The sequence below is a fragment of the Streptomyces tailanensis genome (assembly GCF_008386495.1).
Taxonomy (GTDB): Bacteria; Actinomycetota; Actinomycetes; order Streptomycetales; family Streptomycetaceae; genus Streptomyces; species Streptomyces tailanensis.
In genome coordinates this window covers 1-21703 of the sequence record NZ_VTHJ01000063.1, presented here as the reverse complement: position 1 = coordinate 21703, position 21703 = coordinate 1, and the positions used below count along the sequence as shown (strand labels likewise).

At 69.8% G+C, this 21703-nt stretch carries 16 protein-coding genes; 11 read left to right on the top strand and 5 right to left on the bottom strand.

Features of this window, described 5'->3' with window-relative positions:
• Positions 1-2: 2 nt before the first annotated feature.
• From F3T56_RS36765 to holA, 3 genes are all read left to right on the top strand, one after another.
• Entirely contained in the window at positions 3-812 is an 810-nt protein-coding gene (locus tag F3T56_RS36765; protein ID WP_149829739.1) for an arylamine N-acetyltransferase family protein, read from the top strand.
• A 48-nt stretch (positions 813-860) separates the two neighbouring features.
• On the top strand, positions 861-1106 hold the full coding sequence (locus F3T56_RS36760) for a hypothetical protein (RefSeq protein WP_149829737.1): 246 nt from the start codon (positions 861-863) through the stop codon (positions 1104-1106).
• Positions 1107-1188: 82 nt separating this feature from the next.
• A complete protein-coding gene (gene holA / locus F3T56_RS36755) occupies positions 1189-2175 on the top strand; it encodes a DNA polymerase III subunit delta (protein WP_216373050.1) in 987 nt (328 codons plus the stop codon).
• 368 nt (positions 2176-2543) lie between these two features.
• Here holA and rpsT read toward each other — a convergent pair whose 3' ends face one another.
• A complete protein-coding gene (rpsT, locus tag F3T56_RS36750) occupies positions 2544-2810 on the bottom strand; it encodes a 30S ribosomal protein S20 (protein ID WP_129309226.1) in 267 nt (88 codons plus the stop codon).
• Positions 2811-3034: 224 nt separating this feature from the next.
• Here rpsT and lepA point away from each other — a divergent pair, with 224 nt between their 5' ends.
• Together lepA and F3T56_RS36740 are read left to right on the top strand one after the other, a co-directional pair.
• The gene (gene lepA, locus F3T56_RS36745; protein WP_149829734.1) at positions 3035-4903 is read left to right on the top strand and encodes a translation elongation factor 4; all 1869 of its coding nucleotides are present in this window, start codon (positions 3035-3037) and stop codon (positions 4901-4903) included.
• A 274-nt stretch (positions 4904-5177) separates the two neighbouring features.
• Positions 5178-7055: an AMP-dependent synthetase/ligase gene (locus tag F3T56_RS36740; RefSeq protein ID WP_149829733.1), complete on the top strand. Its 1878-nt coding sequence runs from the start codon at positions 5178-5180 to the stop codon at positions 7053-7055.
• Positions 7056-7158: 103 nt separating this feature from the next.
• Here F3T56_RS36740 and F3T56_RS36735 read toward each other — a convergent pair whose 3' ends face one another.
• Complete coding sequence (locus F3T56_RS36735) at positions 7159-7731, bottom strand: response regulator (protein WP_149829731.1); 573 nt, start codon at positions 7729-7731, stop codon at positions 7159-7161.
• Positions 7728-11759, bottom strand: coding sequence for a HAMP domain-containing protein (locus F3T56_RS36730; RefSeq protein ID WP_149829779.1), 4032 nt, complete (start codon positions 11757-11759; stop codon positions 7728-7730). Before F3T56_RS36730 ends, F3T56_RS36735 begins: the two co-directional genes overlap by 4 nt.
• 274 nt (positions 11760-12033) lie before the next feature.
• Between F3T56_RS36730 and F3T56_RS36725 the strand changes: the two genes are divergently transcribed.
• Both F3T56_RS36725 and hemW read left to right on the top strand, forming a co-directional pair.
• A complete protein-coding gene (locus F3T56_RS36725) occupies positions 12034-14190 on the top strand; it encodes an ATP-binding SpoIIE family protein phosphatase (RefSeq protein WP_149829730.1) in 2157 nt (718 codons plus the stop codon).
• 43 nt (positions 14191-14233) lie between these two features.
• Complete coding sequence (gene hemW / locus F3T56_RS36720; RefSeq protein ID WP_149829729.1) at positions 14234-15466, top strand: radical SAM family heme chaperone HemW; 1233 nt, start codon at positions 14234-14236, stop codon at positions 15464-15466.
• Between the two features lie 72 nt (positions 15467-15538).
• Here the strand turns inward: hemW and F3T56_RS36715 are convergent, their stop codons facing one another.
• Together F3T56_RS36715 and F3T56_RS36710 are read right to left on the bottom strand one after the other, a co-directional pair.
• Entirely contained in the window at positions 15539-16342 is an 804-nt protein-coding gene (locus F3T56_RS36715) for a DUF3097 domain-containing protein (RefSeq protein WP_149829727.1), read from the bottom strand.
• A 46-nt stretch (positions 16343-16388) separates the two neighbouring features.
• On the bottom strand, positions 16389-17123 hold the full coding sequence (locus F3T56_RS36710; protein WP_149829726.1) for an MBL fold metallo-hydrolase: 735 nt from the start codon (positions 17121-17123) through the stop codon (positions 16389-16391).
• Between the two features lie 231 nt (positions 17124-17354).
• Between F3T56_RS36710 and hrcA the strand changes: the two genes are divergently transcribed.
• The 4 genes from hrcA (at position 17355) to F3T56_RS36690 (ending at position 21562) form a co-directional block, all read left to right on the top strand.
• Complete coding sequence (gene hrcA, locus F3T56_RS36705) at positions 17355-18371, top strand: heat-inducible transcriptional repressor HrcA (RefSeq protein WP_149829778.1); 1017 nt, start codon at positions 17355-17357, stop codon at positions 18369-18371.
• Complete coding sequence (gene dnaJ, locus F3T56_RS36700) at positions 18372-19508, top strand: molecular chaperone DnaJ (protein WP_149829725.1); 1137 nt, start codon at positions 18372-18374, stop codon at positions 19506-19508.
• 213 nt (positions 19509-19721) lie between these two features.
• On the top strand, positions 19722-20816 hold the full coding sequence (locus tag F3T56_RS36695) for a nitronate monooxygenase (protein WP_149829723.1): 1095 nt from the start codon (positions 19722-19724) through the stop codon (positions 20814-20816).
• Complete coding sequence (locus F3T56_RS36690; protein WP_149829722.1) at positions 20813-21562, top strand: 16S rRNA (uracil(1498)-N(3))-methyltransferase; 750 nt, start codon at positions 20813-20815, stop codon at positions 21560-21562. Before F3T56_RS36695 ends, F3T56_RS36690 begins: the two co-directional genes overlap by 4 nt.
• Positions 21563-21703 lie beyond the last annotated feature (141 nt).

Below are 21703 nucleotides of genomic sequence, written 5' to 3'. Positions count from 1 at the left end.
TCATGGATACCGCAGAGCTTGATGCCTACCTTCGCCGCATCGGGGCCGAGCATCCGGCCTGGCCCACCGTTGACGTACTGCGTGAGCTGCACCTGCGCCATCTGAAGGCGGTGCCGTTCGAGAACCTGTCGATCCACTTCGGAGAGGAGATCGTGCTGGAGGAGAAACGGCTGTTCGACAAGGTGGTCGGGGAGCGCAGAGGCGGCTTCTGCTTCGAACTGAACGGGCTGTTGGGAGCGTTGCTCGCGGCGCTGGGCTTCGACGTGACACTGCTCGCGGCACGGGTGTACGGCGAGGAGGGGCGGCTCGGGATTCCGTACGACCATCTCGCGCTGCGGGTGCGGACGGTGGACGGGGGTGACTGGCTGGCCGACGTCGGATTCGGGGCGAACAGCCACTATCCGCTGGAGTTCGGGGACCGGGGGGAGCAGGAGGACCCGGCTGGCCTGTTCCGGTTGGTGGAGGCGGATCGGGAGAGCGGGGCACGGGAGTTCGGGAACCTGGACGTCCTGCGGGACGGCAAGCCGCAGTACCGACTGGAACTCCGGCCGAGGGAGCTTGGGGACTTCGTGGCCGGGGCCTGGTGGCACAGCACGTCACCGACCTCGCACTTCACGCAGTCGCTCGTCTGCTCCCGGGTCGGCGACGAGGGCGGCCGGATCACGCTCAGCGGGCGCACCCTCACGGTGACGTCGGCCGAGGGCCACCGGGAGGTGACCGAGTTGACGACGGACGAGGAGGTGCTGGGCGTGTACCGGGAGCGGTTCGGGATGGAGCTGGGGAGGCTGCCGGAGGTGAGGGCGATGCGTTAGTTGGCGGCCCGGCGCGGGGTGGGCCCGCCGGTGGCGGAAAATGGGGGCGTGAGTGATGTGAGACATGTGCTGGTGCTGCCCGACCGTGATGCCGCGGAGGAGGCGGCGGAGGCGCTCGGGGAGCGGTTCGGGCTGGACGAGGAACCGCAGCTGGTGCGGGACGCGCTGGCCGGGGAGGACGACGCCGAGGACGCGCAGTGGCTGCTGGTGCTTCGGGACGCGAAGGGGCGGCTCGATCCGGTGGCGTTGGACGAGTTCGCGGGGGAGTGGGAGGGGTGGCGGGAAGAACCGTGACGGCCCCCGCTGGGAGGGCTCGGTGACCTCTGCCTGACGGCCGGAGGGCCCCTTGTCAGTGGGGCGTGGGATGCTTTCGGGGATGGCCAAGAAGACTGCGAACGACGACCCTCTCGCCCCCCTCACGCTTGCCGTGGGCCAGGAGGACCTGCTGCTCGACCGTGCCGTGCGGGAGGTGGTGGCCGCCGCGAAGGCCGCCGACGCCGACACGGACGTACGTGATCTGTCCTCGGACCAGTTGCAGCCCGGCACGCTCGCCGAGTTGACGAGTCCGTCGCTCTTCGCCGAGCGGAAGGTCGTGGTCGTACGCAATGCGCAGGATCTGTCGGCCGACACGATCAAGGACGTGAAGGCGTATCTCGGGGCTCCGGCCGAGGAGATCACCCTCGTGCTGGTGCACGCGGGCGGCGCCAAGGGGAAGGGGCTGCTGGACGCGGCCCGTAAGGCGGGGGCGCGGGAGGTGGCGTGCCCGAAGATGACGAAGCCGGCGGAGCGGCTGGCGTTCGTGCGGGGGGAGTTCCGGGCGCTCGGGCGGTCCGCCACGGCCGAGGCGTGCCAGGCGCTCGTCGACGCGATCGGGAGTGATCTGCGGGAGCTCGCGTCGGCGGCGTCGCAGCTGGTCGCGGATGTCGAGGGGACGATCGACGAGGCGGTCGTCGGGCGGTACTACACGGGGCGGGCCGAGGCGTCGAGCTTCGAGGTGGCCGATCGGGCCGTCGAGGGGCGGGCGGCGGAGGCGTTGGAGGCGCTCAGGTGGTCGTTGTCGACCGGGGTGGCGCCGGTGTTGATCACCAGTGCGTTGGCTCAGGGGGTGCGGGCGATCGGGAAGCTGTCGTCGGCGCGGGGTGGGCGGCCGGGGGATCTTGCGCGGGAGTTGGGGATGCCGCCGTGGAAGATCGATCGGGTGCGGCAGCAGATGCGGGGGTGGACGCCGGACGGTATTGCTGTGGCGTTGCGGGCTGTGGCTGAGGCCGATGCGGGGGTGAAGGGTGGGGGGGATGATCCTGAGTACGCGTTGGAGAAGGCCGTGGTGACGATTGCGCGGGCCGCGCGGTCTGGGCGGCGCTGAGGGGGTTCGTACCTGAGGGGTTTCGCCCCCGCCGCCCCTATCCGTCCCTCCCCCACTCTCGGCTTCGCTCGAGCGGGGGGACCCCCATCCAGGGGCGCTGCCCCCGACCCCCGCGGAAGAGTTCGTACGTGCGGGTGCGTCGCGGCTTGTCGCGCAGTTCCCCGCGCCCCTTCGGGGCGCTCATCGCACCCCAACGCCGAAGGCCCCGTCTCACCACCCTGGGGAAGGGGAGTGCGGCGGGGCCTCGGGATGATGCTGGATCCGCACCCGCGTGGCGAACGCAGGCCGCGTGCGAATCCGGGGTGCCGGGTGGGAGCGGATGAGAGAGGGCCCGCTCTGGGTCCAGCCGGCGGTCAGATCAGAAGGGCTCAGCCCTTGAGGGTGGCGACCTTGGAAGCAAGCGCCGACTTCTTGTTGGCGGCCTGGTTCTTGTGGATGACGCCCTTCGAGACGGCCTTGTCGAGCTGACGCGCGGCAGCGCGCTGGTACTCGGTGGCCTTCTCGACGTCACCCGCGGCAGCGGCCTCACGGGCCTTGCGGATCGCGGTCTTGAGCGACGACTTGACGGCCTTGTTGCGAAGGCGCGCCTTCTCGTTGGTCTTGTTCCGCTTGATCTGGGACTTGATGTTCGCCACGAATGAGCCTTTTCAGCTTGGTTTGAGCTTGGTTTTCCTTGGCTGTGTCTCCTGCTGAGAGGGCATGAGACACAGCCGCCCACGTTACCAGCAGCCCTCGGGTCGGCCCAAACCGGTCGCAGCTCTCCACCCGTGGGACCATGGAGCCTACGTATAGACCCGCTAGATCCGATCCGACCCGAGACCGCAGACGGCTGCGGACGCCTCAAGAATCAGGACCCTGCGTGCCCGCGATCCCTAGCCATGTGCCCGAGCCGAGCCGTACCGACCCGGCTCTGATCCGCAATTTCTGCATCATCGCGCACATCGACCACGGCAAGTCCACGCTCGCCGACCGGATGCTCCAGCTGACCGGTGTGGTCGAGCAGCGGCAGATGCGTGCTCAGTACCTCGACCGCATGGACATCGAGCGTGAGCGCGGCATCACGATCAAGTCCCAGGCGGTGCGTCTGCCCTGGGCGCCGACCACCGAGCCGGGCAACACGCACATCCTCAACATGATCGACACCCCCGGGCACGTCGACTTCACGTACGAGGTGTCACGGTCGCTGGCGGCCTGTGAGGGGACCGTCCTCCTCGTCGACGCGGCCCAGGGCATCGAGGCCCAGACCCTCGCCAACCTCTACCTGGCGATGGAGAACGACCTCAAGATCATCCCCGTACTGAACAAGATCGACCTGCCGGCCGCCCAGCCGGAGAAGTTCTCCGAGGAGCTCGCCAACCTCATCGGCTGCGACCCCGAGGACGTCCTCAAGGTCTCCGCCAAGACGGGTGTGGGTGTCGACGCGCTGCTCGACCGGGTCGTCGCCGAGGTTCCGGCGCCGGTCGGCGTCAAGGACGCGCCCGCCCGCGCGATGATCTTCGACTCGGTCTACGACTCCTACCGGGGCGTCGTCACGTACGTCCGTGTCATCGACGGCCAGCTCAACAAGCGTGAGCGGATCCGGATGATGTCGACGAACGCCACGCACGAGCTGCTGGAGATCGGGACCAACTCGCCCGAGATGCTCCCCGCGGACGGGCTGGGCGTGGGTGAGGTGGGCTACCTCATCACCGGTGTGAAGGACGTCCGGCAGTCGAAGGTCGGTGACACGATCACCAGCCAGGCCAAGGGGGCGACCGAGGCGCTGGGCGGGTACAAGGACCCCAAGCCCATGGTCTTCTCGGGTCTGTATCCGCTCGACGGGTCCGACTACCCCGAACTGCGCGACGCCCTCGACAAGCTCCAGCTCAACGACGCCGCGCTCGTCTACGAGCCGGAGACCTCCGCCGCGCTGGGCTTCGGCTTCCGCGTCGGCTTCCTCGGGCTGCTGCACCTCGACGTCATCCGCGAGCGGCTGGAGCGTGAGTTCGGGCTCGACCTCATCGCCACCGCGCCGAACGTCGTGTACCGGGTGGTGATGGAGGACGGCAGCGAGCACACCGTCACCAACCCGAGCGAGTTCCCCGAGGGGAAGATCGGGGAGGTGTACGAGCCGGTCGTACGGGCGACGATCCTGGCGCCGAGCGAGTTCATCGGGTCGATCATGGAGCTGTGCCAGACCCGGCGCGGTGTCCTGCTCGGCATGGACTACCTCTCCGAGGACCGGGTCGAGATCCGGTACACCCTCCCCCTCGCCGAGATCGTCTTCGACTTCTTCGACCAGCTGAAGTCCAAGACCCGCGGCTACGCCTCGCTCGACTACGAGCCCACCGGCGAGCAGACCTCCAGCCTGGTCAAGGTCGACATCCTGCTGCACGGCGACAAGGTGGACGCCTTCTCGGCGATCACCCACAAGGACGCGGCGTACGCGTACGGTGTGCGGCTCGTCGCCAAGCTGCGCGAGCTGATCCCGCGGCAGGCCTTCGAGGTGCCGATCCAGGCCGCCATCGGGTCGCGCGTCATCGCCCGCGAGACCATCCGCGCCATCCGCAAGGACGTCCTCGCCAAGTGCTACGGCGGTGACATCTCCCGTAAGCGGAAGCTGCTGGAGAAGCAGAAGGAAGGCAAGAAGCGGATGAAGATGGTGGGCTCCGTGGAGGTTCCGCAGGAGGCCTTCATCGCCGTGCTGTCCAGTGACGACAGCGCGGGTGGGGGCAAGGGCAAGAAGTAGCCACCTGTTACCCCTGGAAACTTGGGCAGGATGCGGGTCCGTCGCGTTTCGGCGCGGCGGGCCCGCATGCGTTTGTACGGTCGTTCTCGGTGGAAAGTGACGGCCCGCCGCCCCTTACCAACGGGCGGGCAGCCCTCTACTCTGATCACCACTCGATGGTTACTCGCGAGTTAAACAACAGCCGCTTTGAGCCAGCCGCACAGTCGTTGAGTACACAGTCCATGAGCACACAGTCCATGAGCCAGCCGCACTGTCGCGGGCCCCGGAGGATGTCGTGAGCGACACACAGACCCTGATCGAGAACCGTCCGCCGTCCATGGCGGCCCTCTTCCTGGAGCGCGTGGCGGCCACACCGGACGCCGAGGCCTTCCGCCACCCCGTGCCTCCTGCCTCCGGCCAGGGCCCCTCGGACTGGAAGTCGCTGAGCTGGACGCAGGCGGCCGAACGGGTCAACGCCATCGCGGCCGGGCTCGTCGAGCTGGGCGTGCAGCCGGAACAGCGGATCGCCCTGTCCTCCGCCACCAGGATCGAGTGGATCCTGTGCGACCTCGGCATCATGTGCGCGGGCGCGGCCAACACCACGGTCTACCCGCAGACGAACGCCGAGGAATCCGCGTACATCCTGGCCGACTCCGGCAGCCGGGTCCTCATCGCCGAGGACGCCGCGCAGCTCGCCAAGGCCCGCGAGAAGAAGGCCGAGCTGCCGGAGCTGACCCATGTCGTCGTCATCGACCCCGAGGGCGCGGACCTCTCGGAGGACTGGATCCTCTCCCTCGCCGAGCTGGAGGAGCGCGGCGCCGCGTATCTGGAGAAGAAGCCCGACCTGATCAAGGAGAAGGTCGGCGCGATCACCAAGGACCAGCTCGCCACCCTCATCTACACCTCGGGCACCACCGGCCGCCCCAAGGGTGTCCGCCTCCCGCACGACAACTGGGCGTACATGGCGAAGGCCATCGGCGCGACCGGCCTGCTCCAGCCGGAGGACGTGCAGTACCTGTGGCTGCCGCTGGCGCATGTCATGGGCAAGGTGCTCCTCGCGGGACACATCGAGGTCGGGCACATCACCGCCGTCGACGGCCGGGTCGACAAGATCATCGAGAATCTGCCGGTCGTGCAGCCGACGTACATGGCCGCCGTGCCGCGCATCTTCGAGAAGGTCTACAACGGTGTCGCCGCCAAGGCGCGTGAGGGCGGCCCCGCCAAGTACAAGATCTTCCAGTGGGCGGCCGAGGTCGCGCGTGAGTACGCCAAGGTCAGCCAGGACAACTTCCGTCGCACCGGCACCGCGTCTGTTCCGTTCGGGCTGGGGGCCAAGCACAAGGTCGCCGACGCGCTGGTCTACAAGAAGCTGCGCGAGGCGTTCGGCGGCCGGCTGCGTGCCTGTGTCTCCGGCTCGGTCGCGCTGGCGCCGGAGATCGGCTTCTTCTTCGCAGGCGCCGGCATCCCCATCCTGGAGGGCTACGGTCTGACGGAGTCCTCCGCCGCCTCCTTCCTCAACCCGGGCGAGGCCTTCCGCACGGGCACGGTGGGCAAGCCGCTTCCCGGCACGGAGGTGCGCATCGCGGACGACGGCGAGATCCTGCTGCGCGGGCCCGGCATCATGGAGGGCTATCACAAGCTGCCGGAGAAGACCGCCGAGGTGCTGGAGGCCGACGGGTGGTTCCACACCGGTGACATCGGTGAGCTGTCGCCCGACGGCTACCTGCGGATCACCGACCGCAAGAAGGATCTCTTCAAGACCTCCGGCGGCAAGTACATCGCGCCGACCGAGATCGAGGGCCAGTTCAAGTCGCTGTGCCCCTTCACGTCGAACGTCATGGTCATCGGCGCCGACCGCAACTTCTGCACCGCCCTCATCGCCCTCGACGAGCCGTCCATCCTCGGCTGGGCCAAGGAGAACGGGCTGGAGGGGAAGCCGTACGGGGAGGTCATCTCGGCGTCGGCCACGGTTGAGCTCATCGACGGGTATGTGAAGCGGGTGAACGAGGGGCTTCAGCGGTGGCAGACGATCAAGAAGTTCCGGTTGCTGCCGAGGGATTTGGACGTGGAGCACGGGGAGTTGACGCCGAGTCTTAAGTTGAAGCGGCCGGTGGTGGAGAAGGAGTACCAGCACCTTATTGATGAGATGTATGCGGGGGCTCGGGAGAAGTAGCGCCGGCTGGGGGGCGGGGGACTGTTTGGCGGCTGTGGGTAGTTCGTGGCTGGTCGCGTCCACGCGGCGGAGCCGCAGATCGACACAGCCCCGCGCCCCTGGCTCAGCTGCTGTCGCCCCTCGCCACAAGATCGCGGAGATCCCGTACCTGTATTCGTACTTCCGTCAGGTTCGGGGATGCCTCGGACAGTTGCTTCTCCAAGGCTGCCAGCTTCGAATTGACCTGCTCCCCGTGTTCCCGCTGCCTCGCCAGCAAGGTCTCCAGCTGCTGGTTCTTGCGGTACAGGTCCAGGAACACGCTCACCTTCGCCCGTAACACCCACGGGTCGAACGGCTTGGTCAAGTAGTCGGCGGCGCCCGTGGCGTAGCCGCGGAAGGTGTAGCCGGGGTCGGCTTCGGTGCCGGTGAGGAAGATGATCGGGACGTCTTTCGTCTGGTCGAGGCGTTTGATGTGGGCGGCTGTTTCGAAGCCGTCCATGCCTGGCATGCGGACGTCGAGGAGGACGACGGCGAAGCGCTGCCGGAGGAGGGCCTTCATGGCTTCCTCGCCCGAACGGGCCCGTACGAGGGGCTCGTTGAGGGATGCCAGGACGGCCTCCAGCGCGGTCAGGTTGTCCTCCATGTCGTCGACGAGGAGGATTCCGGCGCGGGTGTCGGTCCGATCCTGTGTGGTCATGGTGAGGGCGCCTCGTTCTCTTCGGTTGCTTCGGTCTGCGGCTCCGTGCCCTCGGGGTCCAGGACCGCGCAGACGACCGTGAGCAGCTGGTCGACGTCCACCGGCTTGGGTACGTAGTCGTTGGCGCCCCGGGCGATGGATTTCTCGCGGTCGCCGGGCATGGCCTTCGCGGTGAGGGCGACGATGGGCAGGCCCGCCCAGCGGGGGGTGCGGCGGATGGCGGAGATCGTCTCGTAGCCGTCCATCTCGGGCATCATGATGTCCATCAGGACGAGTTCGACGTCCGGGTTGCGCTCCAGGGTCTCGATGCCCTCGCGGCCGTTCTCCGCGTACAGGACCGGCATGCCGACGCGGCCGAGCACATGGGTGAGCGCGAAGACGTTGCGGATGTCGTCGTCCACGATCAGCACCCGGCGGCCGGGGAGCACCCGGCCCGCCCGCCCCACCTTCCAGGCCTCCAGCTTGATGGGCGTCGGCCAGGTGTCGTCGCTGTCGTGCGCGGCGGGGTACGGCTCGGCCGTGAGCTGTTCCGGGACCAGGGCCTGGTTCTCGGGGGTGGGGCCGGTCGCCGCGTGGCCGGGGCTGACGACGGGCACGTACAGCGTGAAGGTCGAACCCTTGCCCGGCACGCTCTCGGCGATGATGCGGCCGCCGAGCAGACCGGCGATCTCCCGGCTGATGGACAGGCCGAGGCCGGTTCCGCCGTACTTGCGGTTCGTGGTGCCGTCCGCCTGCTGGAACGCCTCGAAGATCACGGGGAGTTTCTCGGGCGCGATGCCGATGCCGGTGTCGGAGACCGCGAAGGCGATCACCTCGTCGTCACCCTCGCGGGTGGAGCGGCGGTCGGGGTCCTTGACGCGGCTGACGGTCAGCTCGACCCTGCCGGACGCGGTGAACTTGATCGCGTTGGAGAGCAGGTTGCGCAGGATCTGCTGGAGGCGTTGTTCGTCCGAGTACATCTCGCGCGGTACGTCCTCGCCGACCGTGACGTCGAAGGCCAGGCCCCGGTCGAGGGTGAGCGGGCGGAACGTGGCGTGGACGTAGTCGAGAAGTTTGATCAACGGGAGTCTCTTCGGGCGTACGTCCATCCGGCCCGCCTCGATCTTCGAGAGGTCCAGGATGTCGTTGATCAGTTGCAGGAGATCGGATCCGGAGCGGTGGATCGTCGACGCGAACTGGACCTCCTGGTCGGAGAGACGGCCGTCCGGGTTGTCCGACAGCAACCTCGCCAGGATCAGCAGCGAGTTCAAAGGCGTCCGCAGCTCGTGCGACATGTTCGCCAGGAACTCCGACTTGTACTGGGACGAGGTCGCCAGAAGTGCGGCCTTCTCCTCCAGTTCGGCGTTCGAGCGCTGCAACTCCGCCTGCTGCTTCTGGAGTTCGTCGGAGCGTTCCTGGAGTTGCATGGCCAGGCGCTGGGACTCGCCCAGGAGGGACTCCGTGCGGGAGTTGGCGATGATGGTGTTGATCGCGACGCCGATGGTGTTCACGAACTGGTCGAAGAACGCCAGGTGGACGTCGGAGAAGCGGGAGAAGGAGGCAAGTTCGATCACACCGAGGAGCTTGTCCTCGAAGAGGATCGGGATGATGACGACGCTGGACGGGGACGCCTCCCCCAGACCGCTGTTGATCTTGATGTAGTCCGGTGGGGCCTCCTCCACCAGGATCCGCTTCTTCTCGCGGGCCGCCTGGGCGACGAGGCCGTGCACGGGGAGGCCGCCGGTCTCGACCGTCGCGTCCTGCGCCGAGCCGTAGCCGGCTATGAAGGCGAGGCCTTTGCTGGGCACCACCGGGCGCAGCGCGGCGCCGTCCTCCTCGGGGTCGGCCAGATAGAACGCGCCGTACTGCGCCTTCACCAGCGGGGTCAGCTCGCGCAGGATCAGGTCGGCGACCTCCATCAGGTCGCGGTGGCCCTGCATCAGGGCGGCCAGGCGGGCCAGGTTGGACTCCAGCCAGTCCTTCGCGCGGGTCGTCTCGCGGAGGTTGGCCACCATCAGGTTGATGTTGTCCTTCAGCTCGGCGACCTCGCCCTGCGTCTCCACCGTGATCGAACGGGACATGTCGCCCTGCGCCACGGCCGAGGCGACCTCGGCGATCGCGCGGACCTGGGTGGTCAGGTTCAGGGCGAGCTCGTTGACGTTGGTCGTCAGGCGCTTCCAGGTGCCATAGACGCCCTCGACCCTGGCCTGACCGCCGAGTTGGCCCTCGGAACCGACCTCGCGTGCGACCCGGGTGACCTCGGAGGAGAAGGAGGAGAGCGTGTCGACCATGGTGTTGATGGCGGTCTTGAGCTCCAGGATCTCGCCGCGTGCGTCGACGTCGATCTTCTTGGAGAGGTCGCCGTTCGCGACCGCCGTCGTCACCTGGGCGATGTTCCTGACCTGGGACGTCAGGTTGTCGGCCATGTAGTTGACGTTGTCGGTCAGGTCCCGCCAGACGCCGGACACGCCCAGTACCTGGGCCCGGCCGCCGAGCCGGCCGTCGGTGCCCACCTCGCGGGCGACGCGCGTGACTTCGTCGGCGAAGGCGCGCAGCTGCTCCACCATCGTGTTGACGGTGTCCTTCAGTTCGAGGATCTCGCCGCGCGCGTCGACGGTGATCTTCTTGGAGAGGTCGCCGTTCGCGACGGCTGTCGTCACCTGGGCGATGTTGCGGACTTGGGACGTCAGGTTCAGGGCCATGAAGTTGACGTTGTCCGTCAGGTCCTTCCAGACGCCGGATACGCCTCTGACCTGGGCCTGACCGCCGAGGTTTCCTTCGGTGCCGACCTCGCGGGCGACGCGGGTGACTTCGTCGGCGAAGGCGGAGAGCTGGTCGACCATCGTGTTGATCGTCGACTTCAGCTCCAGGATCTCGCCCTTCGCCTCGACCGTGATCTTCTTGCCGAGGTCGCCCTGGGCAACCGCCGTGGAGACCAGGGCGATGTTCCTGACCTGCGAGGTCAGGTTGTCGGCCATGAAGTTGACGTTGTCGGTGAGGTCTTTCCAGACGCCGGACACGCCTCTGACCTGGGCCCGGCCGCCGAGGTTTCCTTCGGTGCCGACCTCGCGGGCGACGCGGGTGACTTCGTCGGCGAAGGCGGAGAGCTGGTCGACCATCGTGTTGATCGTCGACTTGAGTTCGAGGATCTCGCCCTGGGCATCGACGGTGATCTTCTGGCTGAGGTCGCCGTTCGCCACGGCGGTCGTCACCTGGGCGATGTTGCGGACCTGGGAGGTGAGGTTCGACGCCATGAAGTTGACGTTGTCGGTGAGGTCCTTCCAGACGCCGGACACGCCCCGGACCTGGGCGCGGCCGCCCAGCTGGCCCTCCGTGCCGACCTCGCGGGCGACGCGGGTGACCTCGTCGGCGAAGGCGGAGAGCTGGTCGACCATCGTGTTCACGGTGAGCTTCAGTTCGAGCAGCTCGCCGGTCGCCTCGACGGTCACCGTACGGGTCAGGTCGCCGCGTGCCACGGAGGTCGTCACCAGGGCGATGTCACGCACCTGGGCGGTCAGCCGGGAGGCCATCGTGTTGACCGCCTCGGTCACGTCCCGCCAACTCCCGGACAGGCCACGCACCTTGGCGCGACCGCCGAGTCGCCCCTCCGTGCCCACCTCGCGGGCGACCCGGGTCACCTCGCCGGTGAACAGAGACAGCTGGTCGACCATCTTGTTCACGGCGCGGCCCAACCGCCGTAAGTCGCCCCGGAGCTGCCGGTTGCCGTCGTGCAGGTCGACACGCTGGGTCAGGTCGCCGCCGGCCACCGCGTCCAGGACGCGGGTGGCGTTCGCGGCGGGGGCGACCAGGGCGTCGAGGGTCTGGTTCACGTCGTTGACGCGGGTCGCCCAGGCACCCTGGCCGGGGCTGGCCGAGAGGCGCTCGTCGAGGCGGCCGTGCCGGGCCAACTCCCGTCGCACGCGCTGGACTTCGGTGCCGAAGTGGGTGCTGCGGTCGATGATCTGGTTGAACAGGGTGCACAGTTCGGCCACCGGCGCGGGGCCGGTCTCCGCGACCTTCGTGAACGTACCGTCGCGGGCGGCGGTCATGGCCGCGGTCAGCGCGCGCAGATCGGAGGCCCGGATCAGTCCGTCGAGGGACGCCTGGATCGGCCCGTCGGCATGGATCGGCCCGTCGAGATCGGATGCCCGCATTGGCCCGTCCGTTTGGCTGTCTTTCTGACCGTCTTCGAGCACCTGCGTACCACTGTTCTCACTCATGAGGGCCCACTTCGGTAACTCGGCGCTTATGGGCGTGGCCAGTCTGTCACTCTGTCCGTGCCGCCTGAGGCCTATTCGTCCGAACTTCTCAGGGAGCCGCTCAGTGGGGGCCATTCCGACGCAACGGGAGACCGTGTCCCGCGCTCCTGGTACGCCCGCGTACATGGGAGACGCGGATGCGTATGACGCCTATACCGGTGCATACGTCGGCTCCGCGTGCGCGGGAGCCGGCCGGCGCGCGGTGGCGCACGTCTCGCTCCCCGGTGGACCGCTCGCGCCGGGAGCCGCCCGGCGCTTCGTCGGCGCGGCGCTCGCGGAGTGGGCCGAACTGGAGCTGCCCGGTGCCCCCTCCCTCACCGCCCGCCTCGTCGAGGACGCGCTTGTCGTGGTCAGCGAACTGGTCACCAACGCCGTCGTCCACGCCGGCACGGACGTCGAACTGCTGTGCCGATTCGACCTCGACGACCGCACCGTCTCCGGTACCGCCTCCGGTTGGCTCGTCGTCGAGGTGTCCGACCACCACCCCTCCCGAGCCGTACGGGACGAGGGCGCCGAGCGGCCCTACCTCGTCGAACGCCCCTATGGAGCCGCCGAGTACGGGCGCGGCCTCCGCCTCGTCGCCGCGCTCTCCGAGGCCTGGGGGGTCACGTACCGCACGGGCGTGAAGACGGTGTGGGCCCGGCTGTCGGTTGATGGGGCGATGGCTGTGGAGGAAGGGATCGAGGGGATCGAGGGGTGTGAGGGGCTTGAGGGGCTTGAGGGAATCGAAGAGGTCGAGGCGTACGGCGGTGGAGAGGGCGGTGTGGGCCTCGGGGCGTACGCCGGAGCCGAGCGCGGGGAGCGGGAGCGGGACCGGGAGTGGCTGAACCGGGGCGCCCTCTCCTTCCTCGCCGAGGCCTCCGACCTGCTCGCCGGGCAGTTGGACGAGGACCTGGTCGCCGCGCTCGCCGGACAGCTCCTGGTGCCGCGCCTGGCCGACTGGTGCGCCGTGTGGCTGGAGGACGAGGGCCTGGGCTGGCGCGGCGGCGCCGACGGTTCCTTCGGCCCGGCGCCCCGGCTCGCCCGGGTCTGGCACGGCAGCGAGAACCGCATCGAGGAATTCCGCCGAGCGCTGGAGAAGGACCCACCCCGGCTGCCCGAGTCGGTGCGGTCGCGGGCGGTGCCGGTGCCGTGGCCGAGGCTGCCGGAGGAGACGGACGGGACGGACGGGACGGACGGGACTGACGGGACGGACGGGACTGACGGGACTGACGGGACGGCCGAGAGTGATGAAGGCGGGCCGGGGGAGAACCGCGTCGGCGGCGCCGCCCTCGCCTACCGGCTGATCGCCGGTGGGCGCCCGCTCGGCACCCTCGTCATCGGCCGGGCCGGACTGCTCCGCTTCCCGGACGAGGTGACCGGCCTTGTCGAGGACCTCAGCCGGCGGATCGCGCTGGCGATCGGGGCGGCCCGGCAGTACGCCCGGCAGGCCACCATCAGCCGGGTCCTGCAACGCGGACTGCTGCCCGGGGCGGTCGCCGAGATCCCCGGTGTGTCGAGCGCCCTCGTGTACGAGCCGTGCGACATGGCCGGACCCAGCGGCGACTTCTACGATCTGTTCCCGGCGGGCCGCGGCCGCTGGTCCTTCGCGATCGGCGACGTCCAGGGCAAGGGCCCCGAGGCCGCCGTAGTCATCGGCCTCGCCCGGCCCTGGCTGCGGCTGCTCGCCCGCGAGGGCTACGGCGTCGCCGACGTCCTCGACCGCCTCAACCAGCTCCTCCTCGACGACGCCACCGAGGCCGCAGACGCCGCCGCCCGCGCCCTCGTCACGGCGGGCGACCCCGCCCTCGTCGACCCTGAGGGCCCCCAGACCCGCTTCCTCTCCCTCCTCTACGGCGAACTCGTCCCCGTCGACGGCGCCGTCCGCTGCACACTCGCCTCCGCCGGGCACCCCCTGCCGCTGCTCCTGAGCCCCGACGGCGCCGTACGGACGGTGGCCGAGCCGCAGGCCCTGCTCGGGGTGATCGAGGACGAGACGTACGTCTCGGAGACGTTCGAACTGCACCCCGGCGACACGCTGCTCTGCGTCACGGACGGCGTGACCGAGCGGCGCAACGGCCCCCGCATGTTCGACGACGGGGACGGCCTCGCCACCGCCCTGGTCGGCTGCGCCGGGCTCAGCGCCCAGCTGATCGCCGAACGGATCCGGCGGCTCGTGCACGAGTTCGGGCAGCGGCCACCGGAGGACGACCTGGCGCTGTTGGTGCTCCAGGCTGAGTAGCGGCTCGTAAAGGAAGGCGGGCCGGTGCTGGACAATGGAAGGCATGCCTTCCGCCCTCCCCGACGGTGAACCGGTCCCCGACGACGGCACGCTCCCCGCGTCCGCGCTCGCCGGGGCCGCCGAGCGTCCCCTCGGGTTCTACCTGCACGTCCCGTACTGCGCGACCCGCTGCGGCTACTGCGACTTCAACACCTACACCGCCACCGAGCTGCGCGGCACGGGTGGCGTCCTCGCCTCCCGCGACAACTACGCCGACACCCTCATCGACGAGATCCGCCTCGCCCGCAAAGTCCTCGGCGACGACCCGAGGACGGTCCGTACGGTCTTCGTGGGCGGCGGCACGCCCACCCTGCTGGCCGCTGACGATCTCGTACGGATGCTGGGCGCCATCCGCGACGAGTTCGGCCTCGCGGACGACGCCGAGGTGACCACGGAGGCGAACCCGGAGTCGGTGGACCCCGCGTATCTGGAGGCGCTGAGGGCGGGTGGCTTCAACCGCGTCTCCTTCGGCATGCAGAGCGCGCGGCAGCACGTCCTGAAGGTTCTCGACCGTACGCACACGCCGGGGCGCCCGGAGGCCTGCGTCGCCGAGGCCCGCGCGGCCGGCTTCGCACACGTCAACCTCGACCTGATCTACGGCACCCCGGGCGAGTCCGACGACGACTGGCGGGCCTCTCTGGACGCCGCGCTCGGTGCCGACCCCGACCACATCTCCGCGTACGCCCTGATCGTCGAGGAGGGCACGCAGCTCGCCCGTCGCATCCGCCGGGGCGAGGTCCCGATGACGGACGACGACGTCCACGCGGACCGGTACCTGATCGCGGAGGAGATGCTCTCGTCCGCCGGCTTCGACTGGTACGAGGTCTCCAACTGGGCCACGTCAGAGGCGGCCCGCTGCCTCCACAACGAGCTGTACTGGCGCGGCGCCGATTGGTGGGGCGCGGGGCCGGGTGCCCACTCCCACGTGGGCGGCGTGCGCTGGTGGAACGTCAAGCACCCGGGGGCGTACGCGGGCGCGCTGGCGTCCGGACGCTCTCCGGGGGCGGGCCGGGAGCTCCTGTCGGAGGAGGACAGGAGAGTCGAACGCATCCTGCTGGAGCTGCGGCTTCGGGAGGGGGCGCCGTTGTCGCTGCTGCGGGAGGAGGGGCTCACGGCCTCACGCCGGGCGCTGGAGGAGGGGCTGCTGGCGCCGGAGCCGTACGACGAGGGACGGGCGGTGTTGACGCTGCGGGGTCGACTCCTGGCGGACGCGGTGGTGCGGGACCTGGTGGACTGAGCGGCTGACCCCGCGTGGGCGGGGACGACGACCTGTTGGGCCGCGTGGACGAGCTGATCGTCCCAGAACCCTTCAGGGCACGGTCACGTGGTCGATAAGGCGTTCCACGCAGCCCAGTAGCTCTGGCTCCAGGTCCTTGTAGGACGTCACCCTGGCCAGGATCGCCTGCCACACCGCCCCCGTGTTCTCTGTCGGCCACCCCAGCGCCCGGCACACCCCCGTCTTCCAGTCCTGCCCGTACGGCACCCGCGGCCACCCGGGGATCCCCAGGGACGACGGCTTCACCGCCTCCCAGATGTCGATGTACGGGTGGCCGACGACCAGGGCGTGCTCGCTGGTCACCGACTCGGCGATACGCCACTCCTTCGTGCCCGGAACCAGGTGGTCGACCAGGACGCCGAGCCTCGCATCGGGGCCCGGGGCGAAGTCCGCGACGATCGACGGCAGGTCGTCCACGCCCTCCAGGTACTCCACGACGACGCCTTCGATGCGCAGGTCGTCGCCCCAGACCTTCTCGACGAGCTCGGCGTCGTGGCGGCCCTCGACGTAGATACGGCCGGCGCGGGCCACGCGGGCGCGGGCGCCCGGAACGGCGACCGAGCCGGATGCCGTACGGCTCGGCCGTGTCGGCGCCGCTGAGGGGCGGACCAGCGTCACCACCCTGCCCTCCAGCAGGAAGCCCCGGGGCTCCAGCGGGAACACCCGGTGCTTGCCGAAGCGGTCCTCCAGCGTCACCGTGCCCGCCTCGCAGCGGATCACCGCGCCGCAGAAACCGGTGCCGGGTTCCTCGACCACCAGGCCGGGGTCGGCCGGGACCTCGGGGGCCGGCTTGGGCTTCTTCCAGGGAGGGGTCAGGTCGGGTGAGTACTGGCGCATTCGGATGACGATAGGAGAAGAGGGCCGGTCGAGGCCGTACGGCCGGTCACGACACGCCGAAACGGCGTGCCAGCGCGTCGCGTTGGGCCCGTACGAACGCCGCGTCGACCACCGCCCCGTGCCCGGGGACGTACAGCGCGTCCTCGCCGCCCAGCTCCAGGAGCCGGTCCAGGGCCGTCGGCCAGTGGGCGGGGACCGCGTCGGGGCCGGCCTGGGGCTCGCCGGACTCCTCCACCAGGTCGCCGCAGAAGACGATCTCCGGAGAGCCGGGCGAGCCCGGTACCAGGACCGCCAGGTCGTACGCCGTGTGCCCCGGCCCCACGTTCGCCAGCAGCACCTGGAGCCCGCCGCCCAGGTCGAGGGTCCACTCGCCGGAGACATGGTGGCGGGGCGGGACCAGGATGTCCGCGGCCTCGGCGGCCTCACCGGGGGCCAGGCCGCCCCGTACGGCGTCGGCGCGGAGCTCCTCGCGGTCGTGGGTCAGAACCGCGTCCAGGCCGACCGCGCCGAAGACCTCCACGCCGGCGAAGGCGGCGGCGCCGAAGACATGGTCGAAGTGGGGATGGGTGAGCGCGAGATGCGTCACACGGGCGCCGCCCAGCAGTCGCCGCGCCTCGGTGCGCAACCGCGCGCCCTCCCGCAGGCTCGACCCCGTGTCGATCATGAGGGCCGCACCCTCCCCGGCCACCAGCCCGACCGTGCAGTCCCAGCCAGGGAGGCGGCACCGTCCGACCCGAGGCGCCAATCCCTCCCACCCGGACTCTTCCCAACTCACCGTCATGACTCGACGCTAGCCGTAGCTGCAAGGAACCTCGCCCGCCTCTACCCGTCGGTAGAAAACGGTGCGACATCGCCGGACAGGTCGGTACACGTCGCCATGTCATGGCTGGACCGGCCTTGCCGGGGTCGTACCCCACCGCCGTACACTGGGCGGGGAGTGTTGGCACTCGCCCGAGGTGAGTGCCAAGGGGGAGTCACCGGAGACGACGAGACCGAGCTGGAGGTGTGCGCGATGCTCAGTGAACGCAGGCTTCAGGTGCTGCGCGCCATCGTCCAGGACTACGTCGGCACCGAGGAGCCGGTGGGTTCCAAGGCGCTCACCGAGCGGCACAACCTGGGCGTCTCCCCGGCGACGGTCCGCAATGACATGGCGGCGCTGGAGGACGAGGGCTTCATCGCCCAGCCCCACACCAGCGCGGGCCGCATCCCCACGGACAAGGGGTATCGGCTCTTCGTCGACAAGCTGGCCGGCGTCAAGCCGATGACCCCGCCCGAGCGGCGCGCCATCCAGAACTTCCTGGACGGCGCCGTCGACCTCGACGACGTGGTGGCGCGCACCGTGCGGCTGCTCGCGCAGCTGACGCGGCAGGTCGCCGTGGTGCAGTACCCGTCGCTCACGCGGTCGACGGTGCGGCACGTGGAGCTGCTGTCGCTCGCCCCCGCCCGGCTGATGCTCGTGCTGATCACGGACACCGGACGGGTCGAGCAGCGCATGATCGACTGCCCGGCGCCCTTCGGGGAAACGTCACTCGCGGATCTGCGTGCCCGGCTCAACAGCAAGGTCGCGGGCCGCCGGTTCTCCGACGTACCGCGCCTGGTCGAGGACCTGCCGGAGGCCTTCGACCTGGAGGACAGGGGCACGGTCTCGACGGTGCTCTCCACCCTCCTCGAGACCCTCGTCGAGGAGAACGAGGAGCGGCTGATGATCGGCGGCACCGCCAATCTCACCCGCTTCGGACATGACTTCCCCCTCACCATCCGGCCCGTTCTGGAAGCCTTGGAGGAACAGGTCGTCCTCCTCAAGTTGCTTGGTGAGGCCGGGGATTCGGGCGTGACCGTACGCATCGGTCACGAGAACGCGTATGAGGGACTCAACTCCACGTCCGTCGTCTCCGTCGGCTACGGTTCGGGCGGCGAGGCAGTAGCGAAACTGGGCGTGGTCGGACCTACGCGCATGGACTATCCGGGAACGATGGGAGCGGTACGAGCGGTGGCACGGTACGTCGGACAGATCCTGGCGGAGTCTTAAGTGGCCACGGACTATTACGCCGTACTCGGCGTGCGCCGCGACGCGTCCCAGGACGAGATCAAGAAGGCGTTCCGGAGGCTCGCTCGCGAGCTGCACCCGGACGTCAATCCCGATCCGAAGACGCAGGAGCGGTTCAAGGAGATCAACGCCGCGTACGAGGTGCTTTCGGACCCGCAGAAGAAGCAGGTCTACGACCTCGGCGGCGACCCGCTGTCCCAGGCGGGCGGCCAAGGCGCGGGCGGCTTCGGCGCAGGCGGGTTCGGGAACTTCTCGGACATCATGGACGCCTTCTTCGGTACGGCGTCCCAGCGGGGCCCGCGGTCGCGTACGCGGCGCGGGCAGGACGCGATGATCCGGCTGGAGATCGACCTCGACGAGGCGGCCTTCGGCACGACGAAGGACATCCAGGTCGACACGGCCATCGTCTGCGCCACGTGCAGTGGCGAGGGCGCGGCTCCGGGCACCACCGCCCAGACCTGTGACATGTGCCGGGGCCGCGGCGAGGTCTCGCAGGTCACGCGGTCCTTCCTCGGTCAGGTCATGACCTCGCGGCCCTGCCCGCAGTGCCAGGGCTTCGGCACGATCGTCCCCAACCCCTGCCCCGAGTGCGCGGGCGACGGGCGGGTGCGGTCGCGGCGGACGCTGACGGTCAAGATCCCGGCCGGTGTCGACAACGGCACGCGGATCCAGCTGGCCGGAGAGGGCGAGGTCGGGCCCGGTGGCGGTCCCGCCGGCGACCTGTACGTCGAGATCCATGAGCTTCCGCATGCCGTGTTCCAGCGGCGTGGCGACGATCTGCACTGCACGGTGACGATTCCCATGACCGCGGCGGCGCTCGGTACGAAGGTGCCGCTGGAGACGCTGGACGGGCTGGAGGAGGTCGACATCCGGCCCGGGACCCAGTCCGGGCAGTCGATTCCGCTGCACGGGCGGGGCGTCACGCATCTGCGGGGCGGCGGTCGTGGCGATCTGATCGTCCACGTCGAGGTCCAGACGCCGACGAAGCTCGACTCTGAGCAGGAGCAGTTGTTGCGGCAACTGGCTGTGCTGCGGGGGGAGGAGCGGCCTACCGGGCAGTTCCAGCCCGGGCAGCAGGGGCTGTTCTCTCGGCTGAAGGACGCGTTCAACGGGCGCTGACCGTTTGTTCGTCGGCTGCGGGTTGTTCGTGGTTGCTCGCGCAGTTCCCCGCGCCCCTGAAGACACCGGGCTCGCCCCATGCTTTTAGGGGCGCGGGGCTGTGACATATGCGGCTCCGCCGCGTGGGCGCGACCAGCCCCCACCGGTCCGCAGACGAACAGCTCACCCCCGGGGGGATTCGGTGTTGTCCGGAGGACGTGACAACATGCCGTCATGTCCTCCGCGCTGACCGATCTTTTTCCGCTTCCGATCGTGCAGGCCCCGATGGCGGGCGGTGTGTCCGTCCCGCGACTGGCCGCTGCCGTGTCCGAAGCGGGTGGGCTGGGGTTTCTCGCCGCCGGGTACAAGACGGCGGACGGCATGTATCAGGAGATCAAGCAGCTGAGGGGGCTGACAGGGCGCCCGTTCGGGGTGAACCTGTTCATGCCGCAGCCGGAGCACGGCGACCCCGCGGCGGTCGAGGTGTACGCCGAGCAGCTGGCCGGCGAGGCCGCCTGGTACAAGGCCGACCTGGGGGACCCCGACAGCGGGCGCGACGACGGCTACGAGGCGAAGATCGCGGTGCTGCTCGACGACCCGGTGCCCGTCGTGTCGTTCCACTTCGGCTGCCCCACGCCCGAGGTGATCGACTCCCTCGCCCGCAAGGGCACGCTGACCCTGGTCACCGCGACCTCGGCGGAGGAGGCGCAGGCCGTGGAGCGGTCGGGCGCCCACGCGGTGATCGTGCAGGGCGTGGAGGCCGGCGGCCACCAGGGCACCCACCGGGACGACCCGGAGCGGGACTGCGCCGGCATCGGGCTGCTCTCCCTGCTCGCCCAGGTCCGCGAGGCCGTGGCCCTGCCCGTCGTCGCGGCCGGCGGCATCATGCGCGGCGGTCAGATCGCCGCCCTACTCACCGCCGGCGCGAGCGCCGCCCAGCTCGGCACGGCCTTCCTCGCCACCCCCGAGTCCGGCGCCCACGCCATGCACAAGCAGGCGCTGACCAACCCCCTCTTCGTCCGTACGGAGCTGACCCGCGCCTTCTCCGGGCGGCCGGCCCGTGGCCTGGTCAACCGTTTCATGCGCGAGCACGGCCCCTACGCGCCCGTCGCCTACCCCGAGGTCCACCACCTCACCTCGCCGCTGCGCAAGGCCGCCGCCGCGGCCGGGGACACACAGGGCATGGCCCTGTGGGCCGGGCAGGGGCACCGGATGGCGCGGGAACTGCCGGCCGGAGAGCTGGTGGAGGTGCTGGCTGCCGAGATCGCCGCCGCCGCGGGTGCGAGCGGGGCTGGGGCCGGGGGCGTGTCCCGGGGAGACGTGCGATGACCGCGCCCGTCTTCGTCGTCGACTCGCTTGTGCTGCCGGGCGGGTGCGGTGGGGAGTTCGTCCTCGACGGGCCGGAAGGACGGCATGCCGTCTCCGTGAAGCGGCTGCGCGCCGGTGAGGACGTCGTCCTCACGGACGGGCGCGGGCGGTGGGCGGAGGGGGTCGTCAAGGCCGCCGAGGGCAAGGACCGGCTTGTGGTGATGGACCTGGAGACCGTCCACGAGGAGCCGCCGTCGCAGCCCCGTATCACCGTGGTGCAGGCGTTGCCCAAGGGGGATCGAGGGGAGCTGGCCGTCGAGACCATGACCGAGGTCGGGATCGACGCGATCGTGCCCTGGGCGGCTTCGCGTTGCATCACGCAGTGGAAGGGCGAGCGGGGGGTCAAGGCGCTCGGGAAGTGGAGGGCCACGGCTCGGGAGGCGGGGAAGCAGTCGCGGCGGGTGCGGTTTCCCGAGGTCGGGGAGTTGGCGAGCAGTAAGCAGGTTGCCGGGATTCTTGCGGGGGCGGATTTCGCGGCCGTGCTGCATGAGAGCGGGGAGGGGACTCTGGCCACGGCCGAGTTGCCCTCGGCGGGGGAGATCGTGCTTGTCGTGGGCCCCGAAGGGGGTGTGTCTCCGGAGGAGTTGGCGCTGTTCGGGGAGGCGGGGGCCTTGGCGTATCGGTTGGGGCCGAGTGTGTTGCGTACGTCGACCGCGGGGACGGCGGCGGGGGCGTTGTTGCTGGGTCGTACCGGTCGCTGGTCCTGAGAGTTTTCTCGCCCCCGCCGCCCCTGCCCTCCCCCACTCTCGACTTCGCTCGAGCGGGGGGGGACACCCATCATCCCCAGGGGCGGCTGCCCCTTCGACCCCGCTTCGCGTGAGAGCTCGGGGGGTGCGGTTTGTATGGCG